Origin of the sequence: Streptomyces sp. NPDC020807, assembly GCF_040641575.1 — a bacterium.
Taxonomy (GTDB): Bacteria; Actinomycetota; Actinomycetes; order Streptomycetales; family Streptomycetaceae; genus Streptomyces.
On the sequence record NZ_JBFADU010000020.1, the window covers coordinates 1 to 19,862 of the forward strand.

At 73.0% G+C, this 19,862-nt stretch carries 15 protein-coding genes and 1 tRNA gene; 5 read left to right on the forward strand and 11 right to left on the reverse strand.

Going from position 1 to position 19,862, the window contains the following annotated elements:
* Window positions 1-291 precede the first annotated feature (291 nt).
* The gene (locus tag AB0G79_RS24960; protein ID WP_360810037.1) at window positions 292-1,530 is read left to right on the forward strand and encodes a site-specific integrase; all 1,239 of its coding nucleotides are present in this window, start codon (window positions 292-294) and stop codon (window positions 1,528-1,530) included.
* Window positions 1,531-2,241: 711 nt separating this feature from the next.
* Window positions 2,242-2,775: a DUF6584 family protein gene (locus AB0G79_RS24965; RefSeq protein WP_360810039.1), complete on the forward strand. Its 534-nt coding sequence runs from the start codon at window positions 2,242-2,244 to the stop codon at window positions 2,773-2,775.
* Here AB0G79_RS24965 and AB0G79_RS24970 read toward each other — a convergent pair.
* The 3 genes from AB0G79_RS24970 to AB0G79_RS24980 all read right to left on the reverse strand — a co-directional run bounded on the left by AB0G79_RS24970 (window position 2,756) and on the right by AB0G79_RS24980 (window position 5,403).
* A complete protein-coding gene (locus tag AB0G79_RS24970; protein ID WP_360810041.1) occupies window positions 2,756-4,288 on the reverse strand; it encodes an NlpC/P60 family protein in 1,533 nt (510 codons plus the stop codon). The genes AB0G79_RS24965 and AB0G79_RS24970 overlap by 20 nt on opposite strands.
* A 74-nt stretch (window positions 4,289-4,362) precedes the next feature.
* A complete protein-coding gene (locus AB0G79_RS24975) occupies window positions 4,363-4,653 on the reverse strand; it encodes a hypothetical protein (RefSeq protein ID WP_360810043.1) in 291 nt (96 codons plus the stop codon).
* A 27-nt stretch (window positions 4,654-4,680) separates the two neighbouring features.
* Window positions 4,681-5,403 (reverse strand): TetR/AcrR family transcriptional regulator, encoded by a 723-nt coding sequence (locus AB0G79_RS24980; RefSeq protein ID WP_360810045.1) that lies wholly within the window; start codon window positions 5,401-5,403, stop codon window positions 4,681-4,683.
* Window positions 5,404-5,521: 118 nt separating this feature from the next.
* On the opposite strand from AB0G79_RS24980, the gene AB0G79_RS24985 reads away from it, so the two are divergent.
* On the forward strand, window positions 5,522-6,625 hold the full coding sequence (locus AB0G79_RS24985) for a ferritin-like domain-containing protein (RefSeq protein ID WP_360810047.1): 1,104 nt from the start codon (window positions 5,522-5,524) through the stop codon (window positions 6,623-6,625).
* A 21-nt stretch (window positions 6,626-6,646) separates the two neighbouring features.
* Here AB0G79_RS24985 and AB0G79_RS24990 read toward each other — a convergent pair whose 3' ends face one another.
* The 7 genes from AB0G79_RS24990 to ligD all read right to left on the reverse strand — a co-directional run bounded on the left by AB0G79_RS24990 (window position 6,647) and on the right by ligD (window position 16,724).
* Window positions 6,647-8,122: a penicillin-binding transpeptidase domain-containing protein gene (locus AB0G79_RS24990; protein WP_360810049.1), complete on the reverse strand. Its 1,476-nt coding sequence runs from the start codon at window positions 8,120-8,122 to the stop codon at window positions 6,647-6,649.
* A gap of 76 nt (window positions 8,123-8,198) precedes the next feature.
* Window positions 8,199-9,587 (reverse strand): FtsW/RodA/SpoVE family cell cycle protein, encoded by a 1,389-nt coding sequence (locus AB0G79_RS24995; protein ID WP_360810051.1) that lies wholly within the window; start codon window positions 9,585-9,587, stop codon window positions 8,199-8,201.
* A 272-nt stretch (window positions 9,588-9,859) separates the two neighbouring features.
* Window positions 9,860-11,053, reverse strand: a complete 1,194-nt coding sequence (locus tag AB0G79_RS25000; RefSeq protein WP_360810053.1) for a HAMP domain-containing sensor histidine kinase — start codon at window positions 11,051-11,053, stop codon at window positions 9,860-9,862.
* Between the two features lie 137 nt (window positions 11,054-11,190).
* Window positions 11,191-11,982, reverse strand: coding sequence for a hypothetical protein (locus tag AB0G79_RS25005; protein WP_360810218.1), 792 nt, complete (start codon window positions 11,980-11,982; stop codon window positions 11,191-11,193).
* A gap of 193 nt (window positions 11,983-12,175) precedes the next feature.
* Entirely contained in the window at window positions 12,176-14,548 is a 2,373-nt protein-coding gene (locus AB0G79_RS25010; RefSeq protein WP_360810055.1) for a PBS lyase, read from the reverse strand.
* A 225-nt stretch (window positions 14,549-14,773) separates the two neighbouring features.
* Window positions 14,774-15,745, reverse strand: a complete 972-nt coding sequence (locus tag AB0G79_RS25015) for a DNA ligase (protein WP_360810057.1) — start codon at window positions 15,743-15,745, stop codon at window positions 14,774-14,776.
* 79 nt (window positions 15,746-15,824) lie between these two features.
* Window positions 15,825-16,724, reverse strand: coding sequence for a non-homologous end-joining DNA ligase (gene ligD, locus AB0G79_RS25020; protein ID WP_360810059.1), 900 nt, complete (start codon window positions 16,722-16,724; stop codon window positions 15,825-15,827).
* A gap of 50 nt (window positions 16,725-16,774) precedes the next feature.
* Here ligD and AB0G79_RS25025 point away from each other — a divergent pair, with 50 nt between their 5' ends.
* Entirely contained in the window at window positions 16,775-17,746 is a 972-nt protein-coding gene (locus AB0G79_RS25025; RefSeq protein WP_360810061.1) for a Ku protein, read from the forward strand.
* A gap of 333 nt (window positions 17,747-18,079) precedes the next feature.
* Window positions 18,080-19,585, forward strand: a complete 1,506-nt coding sequence (locus AB0G79_RS25030) for a M4 family metallopeptidase (RefSeq protein ID WP_360810220.1) — start codon at window positions 18,080-18,082, stop codon at window positions 19,583-19,585.
* A 172-nt stretch (window positions 19,586-19,757) separates the two neighbouring features.
* Here the strand turns inward: AB0G79_RS25030 and AB0G79_RS25035 are convergent.
* Window positions 19,758-19,829, reverse strand: a tRNA-Arg gene (locus AB0G79_RS25035).
* Between the last annotated feature and the right edge of the window lie 33 nt (window positions 19,830-19,862).

Below are 19,862 nucleotides of genomic sequence, written 5' to 3' on the forward strand. Positions count from 1 at the left end.
CGCCCGGGATTCGAACCCGGGGTTCCGCAGCCGGGCGAACCGGCGTACGGAGTCCTCGGCCGCTAGACGACGACAACCGCGCGCAGCCTATCCAGTCAGGGAGGCAGGGAGAACTCCCTAATCGCCTCCCTGACCCGCCTCCCTGCCGGTGACCTGCTCAAACCCTCCGCCAGGGAGGCAGGGAGGCAACCTCCCCGACCACCCCGAACCCCCTCCACAGCCACTTCCACGGCACCCCCATGCCTCCCTCCCTGAGGACAGGCACACCACCACCGAGAGGAAACAGCCCACATGGCTGGCCACGTCCAGGACCGCTGGTACAAGACTGAGATCGACGACGACGGCAACGAGCGCCGCATCAAGACCGACCGGTACGGCACCGGCCTCCGCTACCGCGCCCGTTACATCGGCCCCGACGGCACCGAGAAGTCGAAGTCGTTCCCGGACCGAAAGAAGCGCCTCGCCGAGGAGTGGCTCACCCTGATCGAGGCGGATATGTCCCGGGGGCAGTACGTGGACCCGAGGGCGGCCAAGACCACGTTCCAGCAGTTCACCGAGAAGTGGCTCAAGTCCCACGGCGTGGACCCGAGGACGCTCGAATCCATGACGTCGCAGCTCAAGCTCCACGCGTTCCCTCACATCGGCTCGCGGCCTCTCGGTTCGTTCCAGCCGAGTCACATCCGGGAATGGGTGGCGGTGCTCGAATCGACCGTGACGGGGTCGTACGGGCGGGCCATCTACGCGAACGTGCGGGCCGCGTTCAGCGCGGCCGTGGACGACGGTCACCTGAGCCGGAACCCCTTCTCCGCAGGTTCCGTCCGGCCGCCGGCCATTGACGCGAAGCGCGTCGTTCCCTGGACGGCCGAGAGGGTGTTCGCGGTCAGGCGGGCCATGCCTGAGCGGTACCGCGCCATGGTCGACCTGGGCGCTGGGTGCGGACTGCGACAGGGGGAGATCCTTGGCGTAGCCGTGGATGCGATCGACTTCGAGTCCGAGACGCTGCACATCGGGCAGCAGCTCAAGCTCAGCAGGAGCAAGCCGGTATTCGCCCTCCCCAAGGGCGGGAAGGTTCGTGATGTGCCGCTGCCCGGACCTGTCGCCGATGTCCTGCGGGCGCACATGAAGCAGCACCCCCCGGTGGAGATCACCCTCCCTTGGAGGACGGCTGACGGACCGAAGGTGACCAGGCGCCTCATCTTCCTGGCCCCGGGCGGCAACCACGTCTGGCGTACGTCGCTGAACGAGGAGGCGTGGAAGCCTGCTCTCGTCACGGCTGCCGTCATCGCTCCGCCGGAGACCAAGGAGGACCGGCATGCTGCTGCCCGCGAGCACGGAATGCACGCGCTGAGGCACTTCTACGCCTCCGCCCTCCTGGACGGAGGAGAGAACATCAAGGCCGTCAGTGACTACCTTGGGCACAGCAACGCGGCCCTGACGCTCCGGATCTACGCCCACCTCATGCCGAGCAGTCAGGAGCGCACCCGGAGCGCCATCGCGAGCGTCTACGAATCGGTTGCCTTCGAGGTGTGACGACCTCGTGTCATCCCGCCCAAGTGCCCCCAGCCTCTCGTGTGCTTGGTGAGGAGAGGCTGGGGAAGCGGCACTTCGGTTCGCTGCTGCCGGTCGTGACTACCCGGCACCACCCTGCTTCCACTGCAGGTACAGGGTGGCCAGGGCTATCAGGAGGCCGATCACGGCTGCTCCAGCCCCGATCCAATCGGGGCGCGTCCAGGAAGGAGACGTGCGGATTCTCATGGGTGTACTATTCTTTCCAATGCACTCTCCTGTGCATTGAGTTGGCTCTTTCATGTGAACCTCCTGGTGGGCGTGAAGAGTTAGCTGAAGAGTCCGTGCGCACTCGGCCAAGAGTGGAGCGCAGCGGGCTCTTTTCGCATGCCTAAAGATGAACCCTAGTGCAGGTCGGCCCAACCGCTCTCGGTTGAACCGAAGTTGGGTGGGCTGCCCAACGCAGGGTGTGGAGGCGCCATCGCAAGCGTCTACGAAGCGGCCCCGTTCGAGCTCCGACGGCCCACAGACGGCCCACGGCCCCGCTCGGGCGCCCCGGTTGACGGAAACCCGCTGGTAGAGCCCGTGCAGGGCTGATCGGCGTTTTCTCCGACCCGGAGAAGGCGTCGGCGTACCTGGCGGAGGTCGCGGGCGCCGCAGCCGCCTCCTCGTCGCCCGAGCCCTCGGTCCCGTAAAAGAATCGATTCATCGGCCGGGGTGTTCGAGAATCTCCGCATGCCCCTCTCGAACACCCTGGCCCGTGTCGACGCCGACCTCGCCGCCGGACGCGTCCCCATGGCGCGCCAGCGGCTGCGCGGTCTCGTCTCGTCCTTCCCCCGGGACCTGACCCTGCGGCGCCGGCTCGCCGAGGTGTACCGGCTGTTCGGGGAACCGGCCGAGGCAGGCCGCTGGATGTACCTCGAAGAGGACCGGGACGCGGCCGAGACCGCCGCCTTCGAGGCGCGGTACGCGACCGTCGGCCGGCGCATGCGCGCCCTCGAGTGGAGCGGGCCCGAGGCGCTCGCGGCCACGGCCGTCGCCGGGGAGCGTCTCGCCGCCCTGCGCACGGCCCGCGCCGAGGAGACGGGCCGGCCGGTCGACTGGGACGAGCCCCTCTCGTACGAGGACGACGACGCGTCCTCCGAGGACGACGAGCCGGTGAAGCTGCGCGACAAGCTCTCGGACGCCGGCTGCCTCCTGGCCGCCCTCCTCGTCGGCGGCGCCTTCGTCTACGTCTGGGTGCTCGGCCTCATCTCCCTGTGGGACTGACCTCTTCACGACCGGCGTCGTACCCCTCGTCCCCGCCCTCCCGCGCCTCCGCCGGAAGCTCCGGCGGCGCGTACGTCCCCAGCGCCGTCGCGCCCGGGTCGGGGCGGACCGCGCCGATGAGCGGGTTCGCGGCGATCGGGGAGACCTTCACCTTCCCGCCGGGGCGCGGGGCCTGCACGACCAGGCCCTCGCCGAGGTAGAGGGCGACGTGCGTGGCGCCCTCGAAGTAGACGACCAGGTCGCCGGGGCGCAGCTCCGCGAGGGGGACACGGGGGAGGCTCGCCCACTGCTCCTGGCTGGTCCGGGGGATCTCCCGCCCGGCCGCCGCCCAGGCCCGCTGCGTCAGCCCCGAGCAGTCGTACGACTCCGGGCCCTCGGCCCCCCACACGTACGGCTTGCCGATCTGCTCGACGGCGAAGCGCAGCGCGTCGGCGCCCGCCCGGGACGGGGTGCGGCGGCCGTCGAGGACGCCGGTGTCGAGGAGTTCGCGCTGCGCGCCCGCCGTCTGCGTCCGTTCGAGCTCGGTGAGCCGGGTCAGCTGGTCGGCGGAGAGGGAGGCGAGCAGCTTCTCGACCTCGCGCAGCTTCGCCGTCACCTCGTCGCGCCGCACCCGCTGCGCGGCGGCGAGGGTCTGCTGGCGGTCGAGGGCCTTCCGGGACGCGCTCGCGAGCGCGTCGGCCTTCCGCTCGGCGGCGGTGAGCCGCTCGACGGTACCGGCCCGGTCGCGGGCCGCCCGGGCGAGCAGCCGTCCCTGGTCGAGGGCGGTCTGCGGATCGCTCGCGAAGAGCACCTGGAGGTACGCCGAGAAGTCCGACCGGCCCTGGTACTGCTCCCGTGCGAGCCGCCCGGCCTCCGCCCGGCCCCTGGCCAGTTCGGTACGGGCGGTGGTGAGCCGCGCCGTGACCTTCCGGGTGTCGGCGGCCTGGGCGGTACGGGCCTCCTCGGCGGCGTTGAACCGCTCGGTGGCCTCCTCGGCCTGCTGGTAGAGGGTGCGGAGGCGGGTGAGGAGGGCGGCGACGGAGTCACCGCCGGGGGGCGGGAGCGCGGAGGCGTCGTCGAGGGGCGGGGCATCCGCGTCGGCGGGGAGCGGGGGGAGCGGGGCATAGGAGTCGGCGGGGAGCGGGGCGGCGGGCGTCACGGGCTCCACCGCCGGCTCGGCCGGATCCACCGGCCCCACCGGTCCCGTCGTGTCCGCCGGGTCCACGGGTCCCGTCGCGTCCACCGGCCCCACGGGTCCCGTCGCGTCCACCGGCCCCACCGGTCCCGTCGTGTCCGCCGGGTCCACCGGTCCTGTCGCGTCCGCCGGGTCCACCGGCTCCGTCGCGTCCGCCGGGTCCACCGGCCCCACCGGCTCCTCCGTCGGGTCAGCCCAGGCGATCGGGGCCTCGGCCGGCGGGTCCGGGGCGACCGGCGGGTCCGTCGGGCCCGCTCCCACCGCCGGGACCACCCCCGCCAGGGCGGTCACCGCCGCCAGCGCCCCCGTGCAGACCGTCCGCAGCAGCCTTCGTGACACGTCACCACCTCCATGGGGATGATGGCGTGTCATTTCATCCGATTAACGGATGAAGGGAACGGCCCTCGGCGTGCTCACTCTTTCGGCCCAGACCCGCGCGGGCCCGGCTTCGACCACGGCCACTTCAGCTCCCGTCGCTCGCGCCCGTCGGGGGCGTACTCGTACACCCAGCCGCGCTGGAGCCCGAGCCGCTTCGTGTACCCCGCGGGCTCGCGCCGGTACGCGTACACGGTCGGCGGCCGGCCGTCGTGGGCCGGGACCGGGACCTCGTACCACTTCGGCGGGTGGCCGGTCGGGCCGAGGAGGATCGGCAGGACCCGGCCGTCGAGCGGGCCGCCGCGGAAGGGGGTGTTCTGGCTCTTCACCCCTCCAGTCTCTCCCGGCCGGAGGGGTCACAGCAGGTGGGCCGCCTCGCCGACGATCGGCGCCACCTTGCGCGCGAGCCGCGCCACCGCCCCGTCGGCCGACTCCTGCGCCAGCATCCGCTTCACGACCCCCGCCGTCTCCTCGTCGTCCCCCGCCGTGGCCGCGAGCAGGGCGAGCAGGTGGTCCACGAGCCAGTCCCGCAGCTCCTCCGCCGGGGGCTGCTTCCCGGCGTCGAGCCAGATCAGCGAGGCCGCCTCCACCGCGGCGATCCAGGTCCTGACCAGCAGGGAGAGCCGCAGCCCCGGCCGCTCGACCCCCAGGTGGACCTGGATCTGCTCGGCGCCGGTCCGCCGCACCTCGTCCACGATCGCGCTCGTCCGGGACGTCTCGGCCACGCTCCCGCCCCGGAGCAGCGCGCTGAACCCGGCGTCGTGCCCGTCGACGAAGGCGAGGTACCGGTCGAGGACCCGCCCGAGCCGCTCGGTCGGCGCCCCGGCGGGCGGCTCGGTGAAGCAGCGGTTGAGCGCGTCGGCGGAGGAGCGGAGGGCCGCCTCGTACAACTGCTGCTTCCCGCCGGGGAAGTACCGGTAGACGAGCGGGCGCGAGACGCCGGCGGCCTCGGCGACGTCGTCGAGCGAGACGTCCTCGGGCGGCCGGTGGGCGAAGAGCTCCTGGGCGGAGTCGAGCAGTTGCTCGCGCCGCTCCTCGACGCTCAGCCGGCGGTACGCGGGTGTGGCGGCGCTCGTCATGTGCCGACCCTAAAGGGTCGACGACTCCCGTACGACTTGTTGACGATCCGTCTACCAACGTGTGAGCCTGCGGGGAGCGGACGGTAGGCAGAACGGAAGGAAACGGAAGGAGTCGTCGGTGCCGACGAACGACCTGTACGTGAACGCCCCCGCACAGCCCGTCTGGGAGGTGCCCGCCACCGGTGCGGCACGCTTCTCCTGGGAGTACGACGACGGCCGGGAACGCCTCCTCGCCCTCTACCAGAAGGGCAAGGACAAGCAGTGGGACGGCGCGACCCGCGTCGACTGGTCCCTCGACGTCGACCCGTACGACCCGCTCGGCACGCCCGACGAGGTCCTCACCCTCCACGGCACCCGCCACTGGCCGAAGCTGACCGAGAAGGACAAGGGCGAGCTGCGCCGCCACTACGCGGCCTGGAACTTCAGCCAGTTCCTCCACGGCGAACAGGGCGCCATGGTCTGCGCCGCCCGCATCGTCGAGTCCGTCCCCGACCTCGACGCGAAGTTCTACTCGGCCACCCAGACCATGGACGAGGCCCGGCACGCGGAGATCTTCGGCCGCTTCCTCCACGAGAAGGTCGGGATGCTCTACCCGGTCAACGACGACCTCCGGAGCCTGCTCGGCGACACCCTCCGCGACTCCCGCTGGGACATGCCCTACCTCGGCATGCAGGTCCTCATCGAAGGGCTCGCCCTCGCCGCCTTCGGCATGATCCGCGACACCACCGACAAGCCGCTGCCGAAGCAGATCCTCGCGTACGTGATGCAGGACGAGGCCCGGCACGTGGCCTTCGGCCGGATGGCGCTGCGCGACTACTACAAGCAGCTCACGGACGCCGAGCTCCGCGAGCGCGAGGAGTTCGTCATCGAGGGCTGCTACCTCATGCGCGACCGGCTGCGGGGCGTCGAGGTCCTGGAGAACTTCGGCATCGCGCGGAAGGAGGCCGAGGAGCTCAGCGAGCGCAGCGAGTTCCTGCACCTCTTCCGGAAGCTGCTGTTCAGCCGGATCGTGCCCTGCGTGAAGGACATCGGCCTGTGGGGCGAGCGGCTCCAGAAGGCGTACCTGGACATGGGCGTCTTCGACCTCGGCGACTCCAACCTCGACCTGCTGATGACCCAGGACGAGGAGATCGCGGAGGCTCTGGACCGCGAGCGGTTCGCGACGGAGGAGCGGGAAAGGGTTGCGGAGGTGGAGCGCGCGATCGAGGAGGGCGCGGGCTGAGCCCGAGGGGCCCGGCACCGGCTACCTCCGGGCCTCCGCCTCCAGCCTCAGCGCCTCCCGCATCACGTCCCGCGCGATCGGCGCCGCGCTGCCGCCACCGCTGATGTCCGTACGGGAGGCCTCCGCGTCCTCCACGACGACGGCGACGGCGACGGCCGGCTGGGCGGAGTCTGCGGCCTGGGCCCAGGCGATGAACCAGGCGTACGGGGTCCCCGTGTTGCCGAAGCCGTGCTGGGCGGTGCCGGTCTTGCCGCCGACGAGGGCGCCGGGGATCGCCGCGTTGGTGCCGGTGCCCTCCTGCACGGCCTTGACCATGAGCCGCTGGAGCTGGAGGGCGGTGGCCGGGTTCATGGCCTGGCGGTAGCTGCGCCGGGGGGTGCGGTCGACGGTCGTGCCGCCCGAGGTGGTGGTGCGGTCCACGAGGTACGGGCGGGCGATCTCGCCGTGGTTGGCGACGGCCGCCGCGACCATGGCCATCTGGAGAGGGGTCGCCGTCGTGTCGAACTGGCCGATGGAGGACAGGGCCAGCTGGTCGGGGCTCATGGCCTCGTCGAAGTTGGACTTGGCGACCCAGGACGGCACGCGCAGGCCGGTGTCGTTGAAGCCGAACTGTTCGGCCGCGTCGACCATGCCGGTCAGCCCGACCTCCACGCCGAGCCCGGCCATCACCGTGTTGCAGGACCACTGGATGGCGTACGACAGGGAGGCGTCCGCGCAGCCCTTGGCCTCGTTCGGCAGGACCTGGCGGGTGCCGGGCAGGACGAAGGGGTCGGGGGTGTCGGTCGGCGCGTCGACGTCCCGGACGACACCGGCGTCCAGGGCGGCCGCCGCCGTCACGATCTTGAAGGTGGAGCCGGGCGGGTACGTCTGCCGGAGCGCGCGGTTCAGCATCGGCTGGTTGGGCGAGGTGGTGAGCCGCGTCCAGGCGTCCTTGACCGTCTTCCCGGTGCCGGAGAGGACCCCGGGGTCGTACGAGGGCGAGCTCACGAGCGCGAGGATCCGGCCGCTCGACGGCTCCACCGCGACGACGGCGCCGCGCTTTCCGTCGAGGCCGCGGTAGGCGGCCTCCTGCATGGTGGCGCGGACGGTGGTGAGGACGTCGCCGCCGGGCTGGCGGCCGCGGGTGAGGTCGTTCCAGAGGGGGAGCGGCGCGAGCATCGGGTCGGTGCCGGAGAGGACGGCGTCCTCGGCGTTCTCGACGAGGGTGGTGCCGTACGTCTGGGAGGCGTAGCCGGTGACGGGCGCGTACAGCGGGCCCTGCCGGTAGGAGCGTTCCCAGCGCAGCTGCTGTCCGCTGTCCCGCGAGCCGGTCACCGGCTTGCCGTCGACGACGATCTCGCCGCGCGGCTCGGCGTACCGCTCGATGGCGATCCGCCGGTTGGCGGGGTTGTCGTCGAGCTCCTCGGCCTCCAGGACCATGACCCGGGCGGCGTTGACGAGCAGGGCCACGAGCAGCACGAGGCAGAGCGCGGCGGCCCGCCGGATGTACCGGATCAACCGACCCCTCCCTGGGTAGCGTCCGGGCAGGGGCCCGCACAGCCGGAACCTTTCACCGTGCCTCCGCCCGCCCGGCTCACCGCGCCTCCGCCTCCCCGCCCACCCGCGCCAGCGTCCCCGTGTCCGCCGTGTCCGGCTGCGGTGCCCGCGCCGAGTCGCTGAGGCGGATGAGGAGCGCCACGATCACCCAGTTCGTGACGACCGACGAGCCGCCCTGGGCGAGGAACGGCATGGCCATGCCCGTCAGCGGGATCAGCCCCATCACCCCGCCGGCGATCACGAACACCTGGAGCGCCACGATCGACGCGAGCCCGATCGCGAGCAGCCGCCCGAAGGGGTCGCGCAGCGAGAGGCCGGCGCGGTAGCCGCGGGCGACGAGGAGCGCGTACAGCAGGAAGACCGCGGTGAGCCCGACGAGTCCGAGCTCCTCGCCGACGGTCGCGAGGATGAAGTCGGACTTCACGGCGAAGCCGATGAGGACGGAGTGTCCGAGTCCGAGCCCCGTGCCGAGCATGCCGCCGGCCGCGAACGCGAAGAGCGACTGGGCGAGCTGCCCGGGGCCGTCCCCGGCGCGGATCGAGGCGAAGGGGTCGAGCCAGTCCGCGACCCGGCTGTGGACGTGCGGTTCGAGCGAGCCCACGAGGAAGGCCCCGGCGGAGGCCAGGAGGAGCCCGACGGCGATCCAGCCGGTGCGGCCGGTCGCCACGTACAGCATGATCACGAACAGCCCGAAGAAGAGCAGCGAGGTGCCGAGGTCGCGTTCGACGACGAGGACGCCGACGCTGAGCAGCCAGATCGCGACGATCGGCCCGAGCACCCGCCCGGTGGGGAACTGGAGCTTCCAGATCCGGCGGCCGGTGTACGCGAGAGCGTTGCGGTTGGCGGCGAGGTACGCGGCGAAGAAGACCGCGAGCAGGATCTTGGCGAACTCGCCCGGCTGGAAGGAGAGCCCGCCGATCCGGATCCAGATCTTGGCGCCGTTCACGGCGGGGAAGAAGATCGGCAGGATCATCAGGGCGAGCGCGGCGGCGACGGAGACGTACGCGTACTGCTGGAGCGTGCGGTGGTCGCGCAGGAGCAGCACCACGACGATGAAGAGCGCGACGCCGAGCGTCGACCAGACGAGCTGGGTCGCCGCCGCGTGGTCGTTCGGGGTCTCCAGGTCGAGCCGGTAGATCAGGACCAGGCCGAGGCCGTTGAGCAGGACCGCGATCGGCAGGAGCAGCGGATCGGCGTACGGCGCGCGGAAGCGGACGGCCAGGTGGGCGACGAGGGCGAGGAGCCCGAGCCCGGCGCCGTAGCGGGCGGCGTCCGGGGGGACGGCGCCGCTGCGGGCGAGGCCGACGGCGGCGTAGCCGGACACGGAGATGAGGACTGCGCCGACGAGGAGCGAGAGTTCCACGCCGCGACGCCCGGGGACGCGTACCCCGGGCGGGGGAGCGTCCGTGCGCGGTGTGGTGGCCATGGAGCGCAACGTAGCAAGTGGTATGCCGTATGTCCCTTTTGCGTCACGGTGCGCCGTCACGCTCTCGGGTCGCGGGTCTCAGCCCCGCGGCCTCGCTCTCGGCTCTCAGCTTCAGGCCTCAGCTCGCGGCTCTCGGCTCTCGGGTCTCAGGCCTCAGGCCTCAGGCCTCAGGCCTCAGGCCTCAGGCCTCGGGCCTCGGGCCTCGGGCCTCGGGCCTCGGGCCTCGGGCCTCGGGCCTCGGGCCTCGGGCCTCGGGCCTCGGGCCTCAGGGCTCAGCTCTCCGGGGGAGGTTCCCCCAGGGCGGGCAGCCGCAGGACGGCGGCGGCGCCACCGCCCTCCGCGCCGGTGAACTCCAGCCGGGCGCCGATGACCTCGGCCTGCCCGACGGCGATCGTCAGCCCGAGCCCGTGCCCCTTGCCCCCGCTCTCGGTACGGAACCGCTGCGGCCCCGACTCCAGGAGGTACGGGGGATAGCCGGGGCCGTGGTCCCGTACGGTCACGACCGGTCCGTCGACCGTCACCACGACGGGCGGGGCGCCGTGCTTGTGCGCGTTGGCGACGAGGTTGCCGAGGACCCGCTCCAGGCGCCGCCGGTCCGTCTCGACGGTGGTGTCCCGGACGATCCGCACCTCGGTCTCCGTCCCGGAGGCGCGCACCACGCGCGCGGCGAGCGGGCCGAGTTCGTGCTCGGCGAGGTCGACGGCCTCGTTGCGGGCGTCGAGCCGCGAGATCTCCAGGAGGTCCTCGGTGAGGTCGCGCATCGCCCGCACCCGGTCCTGGACGAGCTCGGACGGCCGCCCGTCCGGCAGCAGTTCGGCGGCGGCCGAGAGCCCGGTGAGCGGGGTGCGCAGCTCGTGGGCGACGTCGGCGGTGAAGCGCTGCTCGGACTGGAGCTTGCGCTGGAGCGAGGAGGCCATGGTGTCGAGGGCGCCGGAGACGGTGGCGACCTCGTCCTGGTGGCGTGAGGGGTCCGCGGTGCGGGGATCGTCGACGCGCGCGTCGAGGTCGCCGGCGCTGATCCGGCGGGCCACCCGGGCGGTCTGGTGGAGGCGGCGGGTGACGCGGGTGACGGCGAAGACGCCGACGAGGAGGGTGACCCCGATCGCGAGGGCGGAGGAGCCGAGGATCGACCGGTCGAGGGCCTCGATCGTGGCGGCGCTCTGCGTGTAGTCGACCCGGACGGCGAGGGCGCGGCCGTCGGCGGGGCCGGCCGCCCACATGGTGGGGCGCCCCTCGTGGTCGGCGACGACGGTCCCGCGCTCGCCCTTGGCGGCGAGGGCCCGCAGGGAGGCGGGGAGGCCGTGCGGGTCGATCCCGGCGAACGGGGGGAGCGGCTCGCCGTCGACATACAGCCGGCTGACGTCGGTGAGACGTGTGAGGGCCTTCTCGCGGGCGTCCTGGACGGTCTTGGCGGTGACGGAGACGTGGACGAGGGTGCCGAGGAGCGCGGCCAGGGCGCAGCACATGACGGCGATGAAGGCGGCGGCCTTCCAGGTGAGCGTCGCCGTCCAGGCGGGCAGCCGTGGTCCGCGGCGCGGCCGTGACGGACCGGATCGCCGGGACCGCTGAGGCCGTCGGGGTGGTCGGGGCCCCTCGGACGGCCTCACGGCACGGGCTCCGCGGGGGCGGCGGAACCGGCGGGCTCGCGGGGCGCCGAGGGGTCGACGAGCACGGGTGCCGAGGGCGACGGGCTGACGAGGACGGGCGGGGGGACCGTCGAGGCGCCCGGCCGCGGCGGCTTCACCCGGACGATCTCGTCCCTCGTGGGGAGCATGCTGTGCTGCGTCTCGTCCCAGGACCAGGCGGTGCGGTACTCGTATCCGGGGATGCCGGCGGAGCCGACCCGCGTGATCAGGTCGCGGCCGGCCAGCTCGACGCTGATGACCTGGTCGACGGTGGACATGATCCGGGTGAGCCCGCCGTTCTCGGCGAGGTAGACGCGGATGCCGACCTGCTGGTCGGGCATGCGGATGCCGACGATGAGCTCTTCGCGGCCGTTGCCGGTGAGGTCGCGGTAGTACGGCCGCATGATCGGGCAGGCGGCGGGCTTGGTGACGCAGGCCTCGATCGCGCGGCGGGTCTCGTCGTACAGTCCGTCCCCGCCGGAGTACGTCCCGGGGTGCGCCCGCACCTCGGCCTGGACGACGGCGACGGGGGCGACGCGCCGGACGTCGCTGTAGGGGACCTTCACGCCGGGGACGCGCTCGGTGTCGGACTCGCCGTAGTCGATCGGCGGGTCGGTCGCGGGCGGCAGCTCCGGCCACAGGCGTACGGGCCCGACGGCCGTCGGCGTGGCCCCGGCGCTCCGCAGCCCGCCCTCGCCGCTGCCGCACCCGGCGACGAGCGGCGCGCAGGCGGCCGCGAGCACCACCCCGCGCACGACACCGCGCACCACCCCGCGCCGCACCCGCTGCGCTCTCACCCGGCTCCTCGAAGGACGACGACGTTGACCGTATGAACCCTATTCAACGTGACGTCCCATTTGTCGGGCTATTCGTCGAGCTGTTCGGCGGTCTGTCCGTCGGTCTGTCCGTCGGTCTGTCCGCCGGGCTGCTCGCCGCTCTGTCCGCCGGGCTGTCCGTCGGGAGTCACCACCGCTCCATCCGGGCGAGCGCGGCCCGGCACAGGGTGAGGAGCTTCTCGTCCTGGTGGATGTCGTGACTGCCGGAACCACCCTCGCGGGAGTTGTGGCGCCGTCTTCGGGTCAGCTCGGTCAGGATCACGAGCTGCGCGTCCGCCGCGGCCGGGCCCATCTCGGCCAGGCACTCCGCGATGTCCACGCGCGCGTGGCGGTTCTCCTCCCAGGCCGCGAGCAGGACGGGGACGGTGTGCGCGGTGTCGCCCGCGATCCGCCAGAGCGCGGTGGCGCAGCGGACCCGCACCCAGAGGTCCTGGGACGCCAGTCCCGGCCGCAGCGCCGGCGCCGCGGCCGCGGCCGCGGGGCCGACGGCGCCCAGGGCCAGGGCGGCGGAACACCACTCGGGCCCGGACGCGTCCGGCCGCAGCCACCGCGCCAGGGCGGGCAGCACCTCCGTCACGTCGCCCCCGGCCGCCCACAGCGCCCGCGCGGCGGCCGCGGAGACCTGGGCGCTGTCGTCCCCGAGCAGCGCGCGCAGCTCGGGTGCCGCGTCCCGGGCGGCGGGTCCGAAGGCCGCGAGCGTCCGCAGGGCCGCCTCCCGCACCCAGTCGCGCCGGTGCACGGGCGCGCCGCGCAGCACCCGCAGCACCTCGGGCAGCGCCTGCTTGCCGCGCACGGCCGCGAGCCCGAAGAGCAGCGGCTGCGCCCGGTCGTACAGCCGCTCGTCGAGCTCGACCGCGCCGAGCCGCTCCCGCAGCAGGGGCGCGAGCACCGAGGCGGCCGGCCCCAGCCCGTCCAGGGCGTAGAACAGCTCCCGCCGCACCTCGTGCCCCTCGGCGAGGAGCCGGGCGAGCAGCGGCACGGCCCGTGTGTCCCCGGCACGGGCCAGGGCGAGCAGCGCGGTCTCCCGCCACGACCGCCCCAAGGGCCCGAAGGAGGGCCCGAGGCCGCAGGCGGGGGAGGCGGAGGCGCGGCCGCCGTGCCCGGCGGACCCGGTGGGGTCGGTGGAGGGGAGGGCGGGGGCCGGGGTGGCCGGGGCGTCCGAGGGGGAACCGGCCGGGTCGCCCGGCACTGCCAGGTCGGCCGGGTCGGCCGGGTCGGCCGGGTCGCCCGGGTCGGCCGGGTCGCCCGGGTCCGCGGCGGGGGCGAGGCCCCCCATCTCCTCGGCCAACCGCTCCGCCAGCGCGTCCGTCGCCGGGGCGGTCAGGTCGAAGAGGCGCTCCAGGAAGGAGGCGGCGGCCTCCCGGAGGCGCGGGTCCGGGGTGTGCAGCTGGTCGCCGATGAGCCGGACGACCTCCTCGTACTGCCCCCGCCAGACCCGTATCAGCCCGCCGCACAGCCAGATCGCGTCCGAGCGCTGCCAGGGATCGGGGCTGCGCAGCTGCGCGAGGATCAGCTCGATCCGCTCGTCGACGCGGTCGTCCAGCGCGCAGTGGAGCGTACGGAGCAACTCCTCGGCCCACGGCGCGGGCCGCCCCCCCGCGTGCCCGCCGAGCAGCTCCCGTACCTGCCCGATGAACACCCGGGAACCGCCCTCCCCGTCGCCCCACTCCCGCCCGTCCCCGTCCCCGTGCCTCTCCCCGTCCCCTTCTCCGTACCCGTACCCGTACGCGAACCTGTCCTCGTCCTCGCCCGCGACCTCCCGGATGTCGTCGAGGAGTCCCGTCACCCGCCCCACGACGTCGTCCGGGATCGACGCCGGCGCGCAGCGCGCCAGTTGGGCGAGGGCCGCGAGCCGGACGCCCGGGTCCTGGGCCGCGCGGGCGAGCCAGCCCAGCCACTCGACGGTCTCGGCGCGCAGCGACGCGTGCCGCAGGGCGATCCGGCCGACGGAGGCCACGAGGGTGAGCCGGACCTCGGTGTCCCGCTCGACGGTGAGCCGCTCCCGCAGCAGGGTGAGGACGCGCGCGGGCTCGGGGTGCAGCGAGGCGAGGGCGTAGGGCGCGGCGAGCCGCACCTCGATGTCGGCGTCCCCGACGAGCCCGAGGAACACGTCGGCCCCGGCGGCGATGGCGGCCGAGGCCATCGCGTAGTTGGCGGCCGGGATGAAGTCCTCGTCGTCCGGGCCGAGTCCGTCCAGTTCGTCCAGCTCGTCGTCGTCGTCCAGCTCGATCCCGCCGATGCTGGTGAGCAGCTCGACGATCCCGCCCCGGTCCTGGACCGCCGGATCCGCGACGAGTTCGAGGAGGAAGGGGATGCAGGCGAGCGTCGAGTCGTAGACGTCCCCCTGGTGGTGCACCGCGCCGTACATGCCGTCGAGGGCCGACTCCCGCTCCGCGGGATCGGCGGAGGCGAGTCCGCGGAGCAGCGCCGGCACGTCGTCCGCGGGGCCGTAGGCATGCCCCAGCGAGGCCCAGTCGACCTCCTCGATCCCCGTCAGCATTGCCAGGCCGCCTTCCCCGCGAGCAGTACCGAGCAGTCAGTGTGCACCACGTCACGGACATCAACCCCTGGCCGACCGCACGGGCCCGCGAGAGGGCCTCGGGTTGCGCTCTCTTTGCGCCATGTGCGGGGCGGAGCAGGGCGGTTGCTCTCGGTACTTGTACGAGGCAAGGTCGCTGTGGGCGTCACTGAAGGAGCGGCTCCGCATCCCGCGCCGGGTCCCGCGTCAGGCGTCCGACCGCACCCGGACGAACGCCACGCGGTCGTGCCGCCCGACGACCTGTCGCAGCTCGACCGGAACGGGCGATTCCAGCCAGTGCGCACCCGGAAACCCGTCCGCGTCCACCGGCGCGGCTCCCCCCGACCTCCCGCCGCCCGACCTCCCGCCCCCTGACCTCCCGTCCCCCGACCTCCCGCCCCCTGACCTCCCGCCCCCTGGTTCCCCGCCCACCAGCTCCCCGACCTCCCGGGCCTGCGCCGGTGTCAGCCGCGGCGAGGTGGCCACCGTACGGCCGTCCGGGAGCCGGACGACGAGGGTGCGGGGCCGCTCGACCGGCCCGATCAGCCCCAGGAGCAGGCCGTCGCTCGTGTCGGCGTGCCGGATCTTGCGCCAGGCCCAGGTGGACCCCGCCCGGTAGGTCGAGCTCAGCGACTTCGCGACGATCCCCTCGACGCCCGCGTCCCGCAGATCGCGGAACCAGCCCCGGGCGGTCTCCTCGTCGAGGGTGGCGAGGACCCGCTGGAGGGGCGGGTCGACGTCCTGCAGGACGGCCCCGAGCAGCTCCCACCGCTCGCGGAGCGGCAGCCCGCGCACGTCGCGTCCGGGCACGGCGAGGAGGTCGAAGGCGATGTACGAGACGGGCACCCCGGCCCGTACCCGCTCATCGTGCGAACGCAGCAGGTCGGTGAAGCTGAGCCGCCCGTCGCGGTAGGCGCACAGCTCTCCGTCGAGCACGGTCCCGGGCGGCAGCCGCGCCGCCAGCGGGCCGGCGATCCCGGGGAACTCCGGGGCGAGGTCCCGGCGCGAGCGGGACTGGAGGACGACCTTCCCGCCGTCGAGGACGAAGGCGAGGGCGCGGAAGCCGTCGAGCTTCAGGGAGTACTGGAGCGCGAGGGCGGGCGTGTCGCCCTGCCGCGGGATCTCGTCGACGGAGCGGGGCCGCATGACGTCGACGGGAGGGAGGAGCGCGATGCTCACGGCGCGCCCCCGACGCTCACGGCCCGCCTCCGGTGCTCACGGCCCCGCCTCCGGTGCTCATGACTCGCTCCCGGCGCCCTCATGGCACGTCTCCGGCCCGTTCGGCGTCGAAAAGGGGCTCCAGGAGCTCCCCGTACAGCTCCAGACGTGGCGCGATGTCGCCCATGGAAAACACGAGCGCGCCGGAATCCGGTACCGGCGTCTCCGCGCACGCCGCGACCTCCTCCCACGTGACGGGAGCGGAGGCGGTCGGCAGGGTGCGGGCCCGCAGGGTGTAGGGCGTGGCGGTGGTCTTGGCGGCGGCGTTCTGGCTGTGGTCGACGAAGACCTTGCCGGGCCGCAGGGCCCGTGCCATGCGGTGCACGACGAGCCGCGGAAGTTCCGCCTCCGCCGCGACGGCGAGCTGCTTCGCGTACGCCGAGACGCGCTCGGACGGCGTGGGGACGATCGGCACGAGGAGGTGCAGGCCCTTCGAGCCGGAGGTCTTGGCGAAGGCTTCGAGACCGTCGGCGGCGAGCCGTTCGCGCAGGTGGAGGGCGACCCGGCAGCACTCCACGACGGTCGCGGGCGCCCCGGGGTCGAGATCGAGCACGAGCCGGTCGGCGACGCCGGGGGAGGCGGCCCGCCACTGGGGGGTGTGGAACTCGACGACGAGGTTCGCGGCCCAGACCAGCGGGGCGAGGCCGTCGACGACGACCTGGCGGGCACGGGGCGCGTCGGAGCGGGGCACGGGGGTGGTCGTCACCCAGGCGGGTGTGCCGGGGGGCGGGTTCTTGGTGAAGAAGAGCTGTCCGCCGGGACCGTCGGGATAGCGCAGGAAGGAGACGGGCCGATCGCGCAGATGCGGCAGGATGACGGGCCCGACCGTCGCGTAGTAGTGCAGCAGCTCGCCCTTGGTGGTCCCGGTGGCCGGGTGGAGCACCTTGTCGAGGTTACTGAGCGTGAGGCGCCGTCCCTCCACCTCCGTGATGGGCGTCATACGATGAGAATCCCACGTTTACGGGAGAAGTCTCCATAAAGGAGCAGAACGTGCGATCCATCTGGAACGGTGCCATTTCCTTCGGCCTGGTCAGCATCCCGATCAAGCTGGTGAACGCCACCGAGAGCCACTCCGTCTCGTTCCGCCAGATCCACATCGAGGACGGCGGACGGGTCCGCTACAAGAAGGTGTGCGAGCTCGACGGCGAGGAGGTCCCGGCGGCGGAGATCGGCAAGGCGTACGAGGAGGCCGACGGGGTCATGATCCCGATCACCGACGAGGACCTGGCCGCGCTGCCGCTCCCGACGGCGAAGACGATCGAGATCGTGGCGTTCGTCCCGGCGGCGGACATCGACCCCCTCCAGATGGACGCGGCGTACTACCTCTCGGCGAACGGGGTGCCCGCGGCGAAGCCGTACACCCTTCTCCGTGAGGCGCTGAAGCGGAGCGACAAGGTGGCGGTGGCGAAGTTCGCGCTGCGGGGCCGGGAGCGGCTCGGCATGCTGCGGGTGGTGGACGACGTGATCGCGATGCACGGGCTGCTGTGGCCGGACGAGATCAGGGCGCCGGAGGGGGTGGCCCCGCAGACGGCGGTGACGGTGCGGGAGGCCGAACTCGACCTGGCGGACGCGCTGATGGCGACGCTCGGCGAGGTCGACATCAGCAGTCTGCACGACGACTACCGCGAGGCCGTGGAGGAGATGATCGCGGCCAAGGCGGAGGGCGGCGCGGCGGTGGCGGCGCCGGAGTCGGGCGAGCGCGGGGGCGGGGGACAGGTCATCGACCTGATGGCGGCGCTGGAGAGCAGTGTGCGGGCGGCGAAGGAGGCGCGGGGGGAGGTGGCCGAGGTGACGGAGCTGAAGCCGAGGGCGGCGCCGAAGAAGGCGCCGGCGGCCAAGAAGGCGGCGAAAAAGGCGAGTTCGGCGAGTACGGCGAAGAAGACCGCAAGATCCGCGGCCGCCGAGGCGGAACCGGCGAAGAAGACCCCGGCGAAACGGACGCCCCGCAAGCGCTCCGCCTGACGGACAAAGCAGCCAATAGACGACGAAGGCCCCCGGACCGCGGTCCGGGGGCCTTCGTGTCGCGCGCCCGATTCTGCCCCCTTCGTCCCCTCGACTCCCCGCACATCGGACACATCTGACCGGCCTTCGGACAACAGAAGGTCAAATTCTTGTTGCAGACCTGTCAAACAGGCGGCTTCGCTGGCACGCTCGCATCCGCATCACACAGCCACCCCCCCCCACAGCACCCCCACGTGTTTCAGCGAAGGAGCCCGCGTGATCCGCCAGCAGTCCTCGCCCCGCCGCACCGCCGTCACCACCGCCCGTGCCGCCGCCCTGATCGCCTCCGCCGCCATGGTCGTCGTCGGTGTGCAGTCCGGCCCGGCCAGCGCCGACGCCCAGCGCGAGGCCGGCGCCACCGCCGTTGCCCTCACCGGCACGCAGCGCGCCGCCGCCGTCCAGGAGGCCCAGGCGGGCGCCGCCGCCACGGCGAAGGCCATCGGCCTCACGGCCCAGGAGAAGCTGGTCGTCCGGGACGTCGTCAAGGACGCGGACGGCACCGTCCACACCCGCTACGAGCGCACCTACGAGGGCCTCCCCGTCCTCGGCGGCGACCTGGTCGTGCACCAGAAGAAGGACGGCTCCCGCAAGACGACGAAGGCGACCGAGGCCCGCATATCCGTCCCCACCACGGAGGCCGCGGCCCCCGCCGCGACGGCGCGGAGCACCGCTCGCAAGGTGATCTGGGCGGCCTCCGGCAAGCCGGTCCTCGCCTTCGAGACCACGGTCAAGGGCGTCCAGCAGGACGGCACCCCGAGCGAGCGCCACGTCATCACCGACGCGGCCTCCGGCAAGGAGCTCTTCTCGTACGAGGCGATCGAGACGGGCGTCGGCAACACGATGTACGCCGGCCAGGTCACCCTCGGCACCTCGGGCACCGGCCCGTTCACCCTCACCGACGCCAACCGCGGCGGCCACAAGACGTACGACCTGAACGGCGGCACCTCCGGCACCGGCTCCCTCTTCACCAACTCCGTGGACACCTGGGGCAACGGCCTCGCGTCCAACCGCGCCACCGCGGCCGCCGACGCCCACTACGGCGCCGCCGTCACCTGGGACTTCTACAAGAACGAGCTCGGCCGCAACGGCATCCGCGGCGACGGCGTCGGCGCCTACTCCCGCGTCCACTACGGCAACGCGTACGTGAACGCCTTCTGGGACGACTCCTGCTTCTGCATGACGTACGGCGACGGCATCGGCAACACCCACCCGCTCACGTCCCTCGACGTGGCCGGCCACGAGATGTCCCACGGCCTGACCTCCTCCACCGCCAACCTCCGCTACAGCGGCGAGTCCGGCGGCCTGAACGAGGCCACGTCCGACATCCTCGGCACCTCGGTCGAGTGGTACGCGGGCAACTCCGCCGACGCGGGCGACTACCTCATCGGCGAGAAGATCGACATCAACGGCAACGGCACGCCGCTCCGCTACATGGACAAGCCGAGCAAGGACGGCAAGTCCGCCGACTACTGGTCGAAGTCGGTCGGCCGCCTCAACGTCCACTACTCCTCGGGCCCGGCGAACCACTTCTTCTACCTGCTCTCCGAGGGCAGCGGCACGAAGACGATCAACGGCGTCACCTACAACTCGCCCACCTACGACGGCTCCACGGTCACGGGCATCGGCCGCCAGGCCGCGTACAAGATCTGGTACAAGGCCCTCTCCACCTACATGACCTCCTCCACCGGCTACGCGGGCGCCCGCACGGCCACCCTCAACGCCGCCGCCGACCTCTACGGCTCCGGCAGCACCCAGTACAACGCGGTCGCCAAGGCCTGGACCGCCATCAACGTGAAGTAACCCGCACGACGCACCACCACCTCCGCCGGGGTCGCCACCGAAAGGACGGCGACCCCGGCGGAGCCGTTCAGGGCCGCGGGCCGCGATCGCCGAGCCCTCCCGGCACATACAACAAGACCCCGCACTCAGCGTTTCCGCTGACCACGGGGTCTGTCTGGCACTTCCTGCGAAGTGCCCCCGGCAGGATTCGAACCTGCGCACACGGCTCCGGAGGCCGTTGCTCTATCCCCTGAGCTACGGGGGCGTTGCCGCGTGAGGCGGCGACGGGTAGAACCCT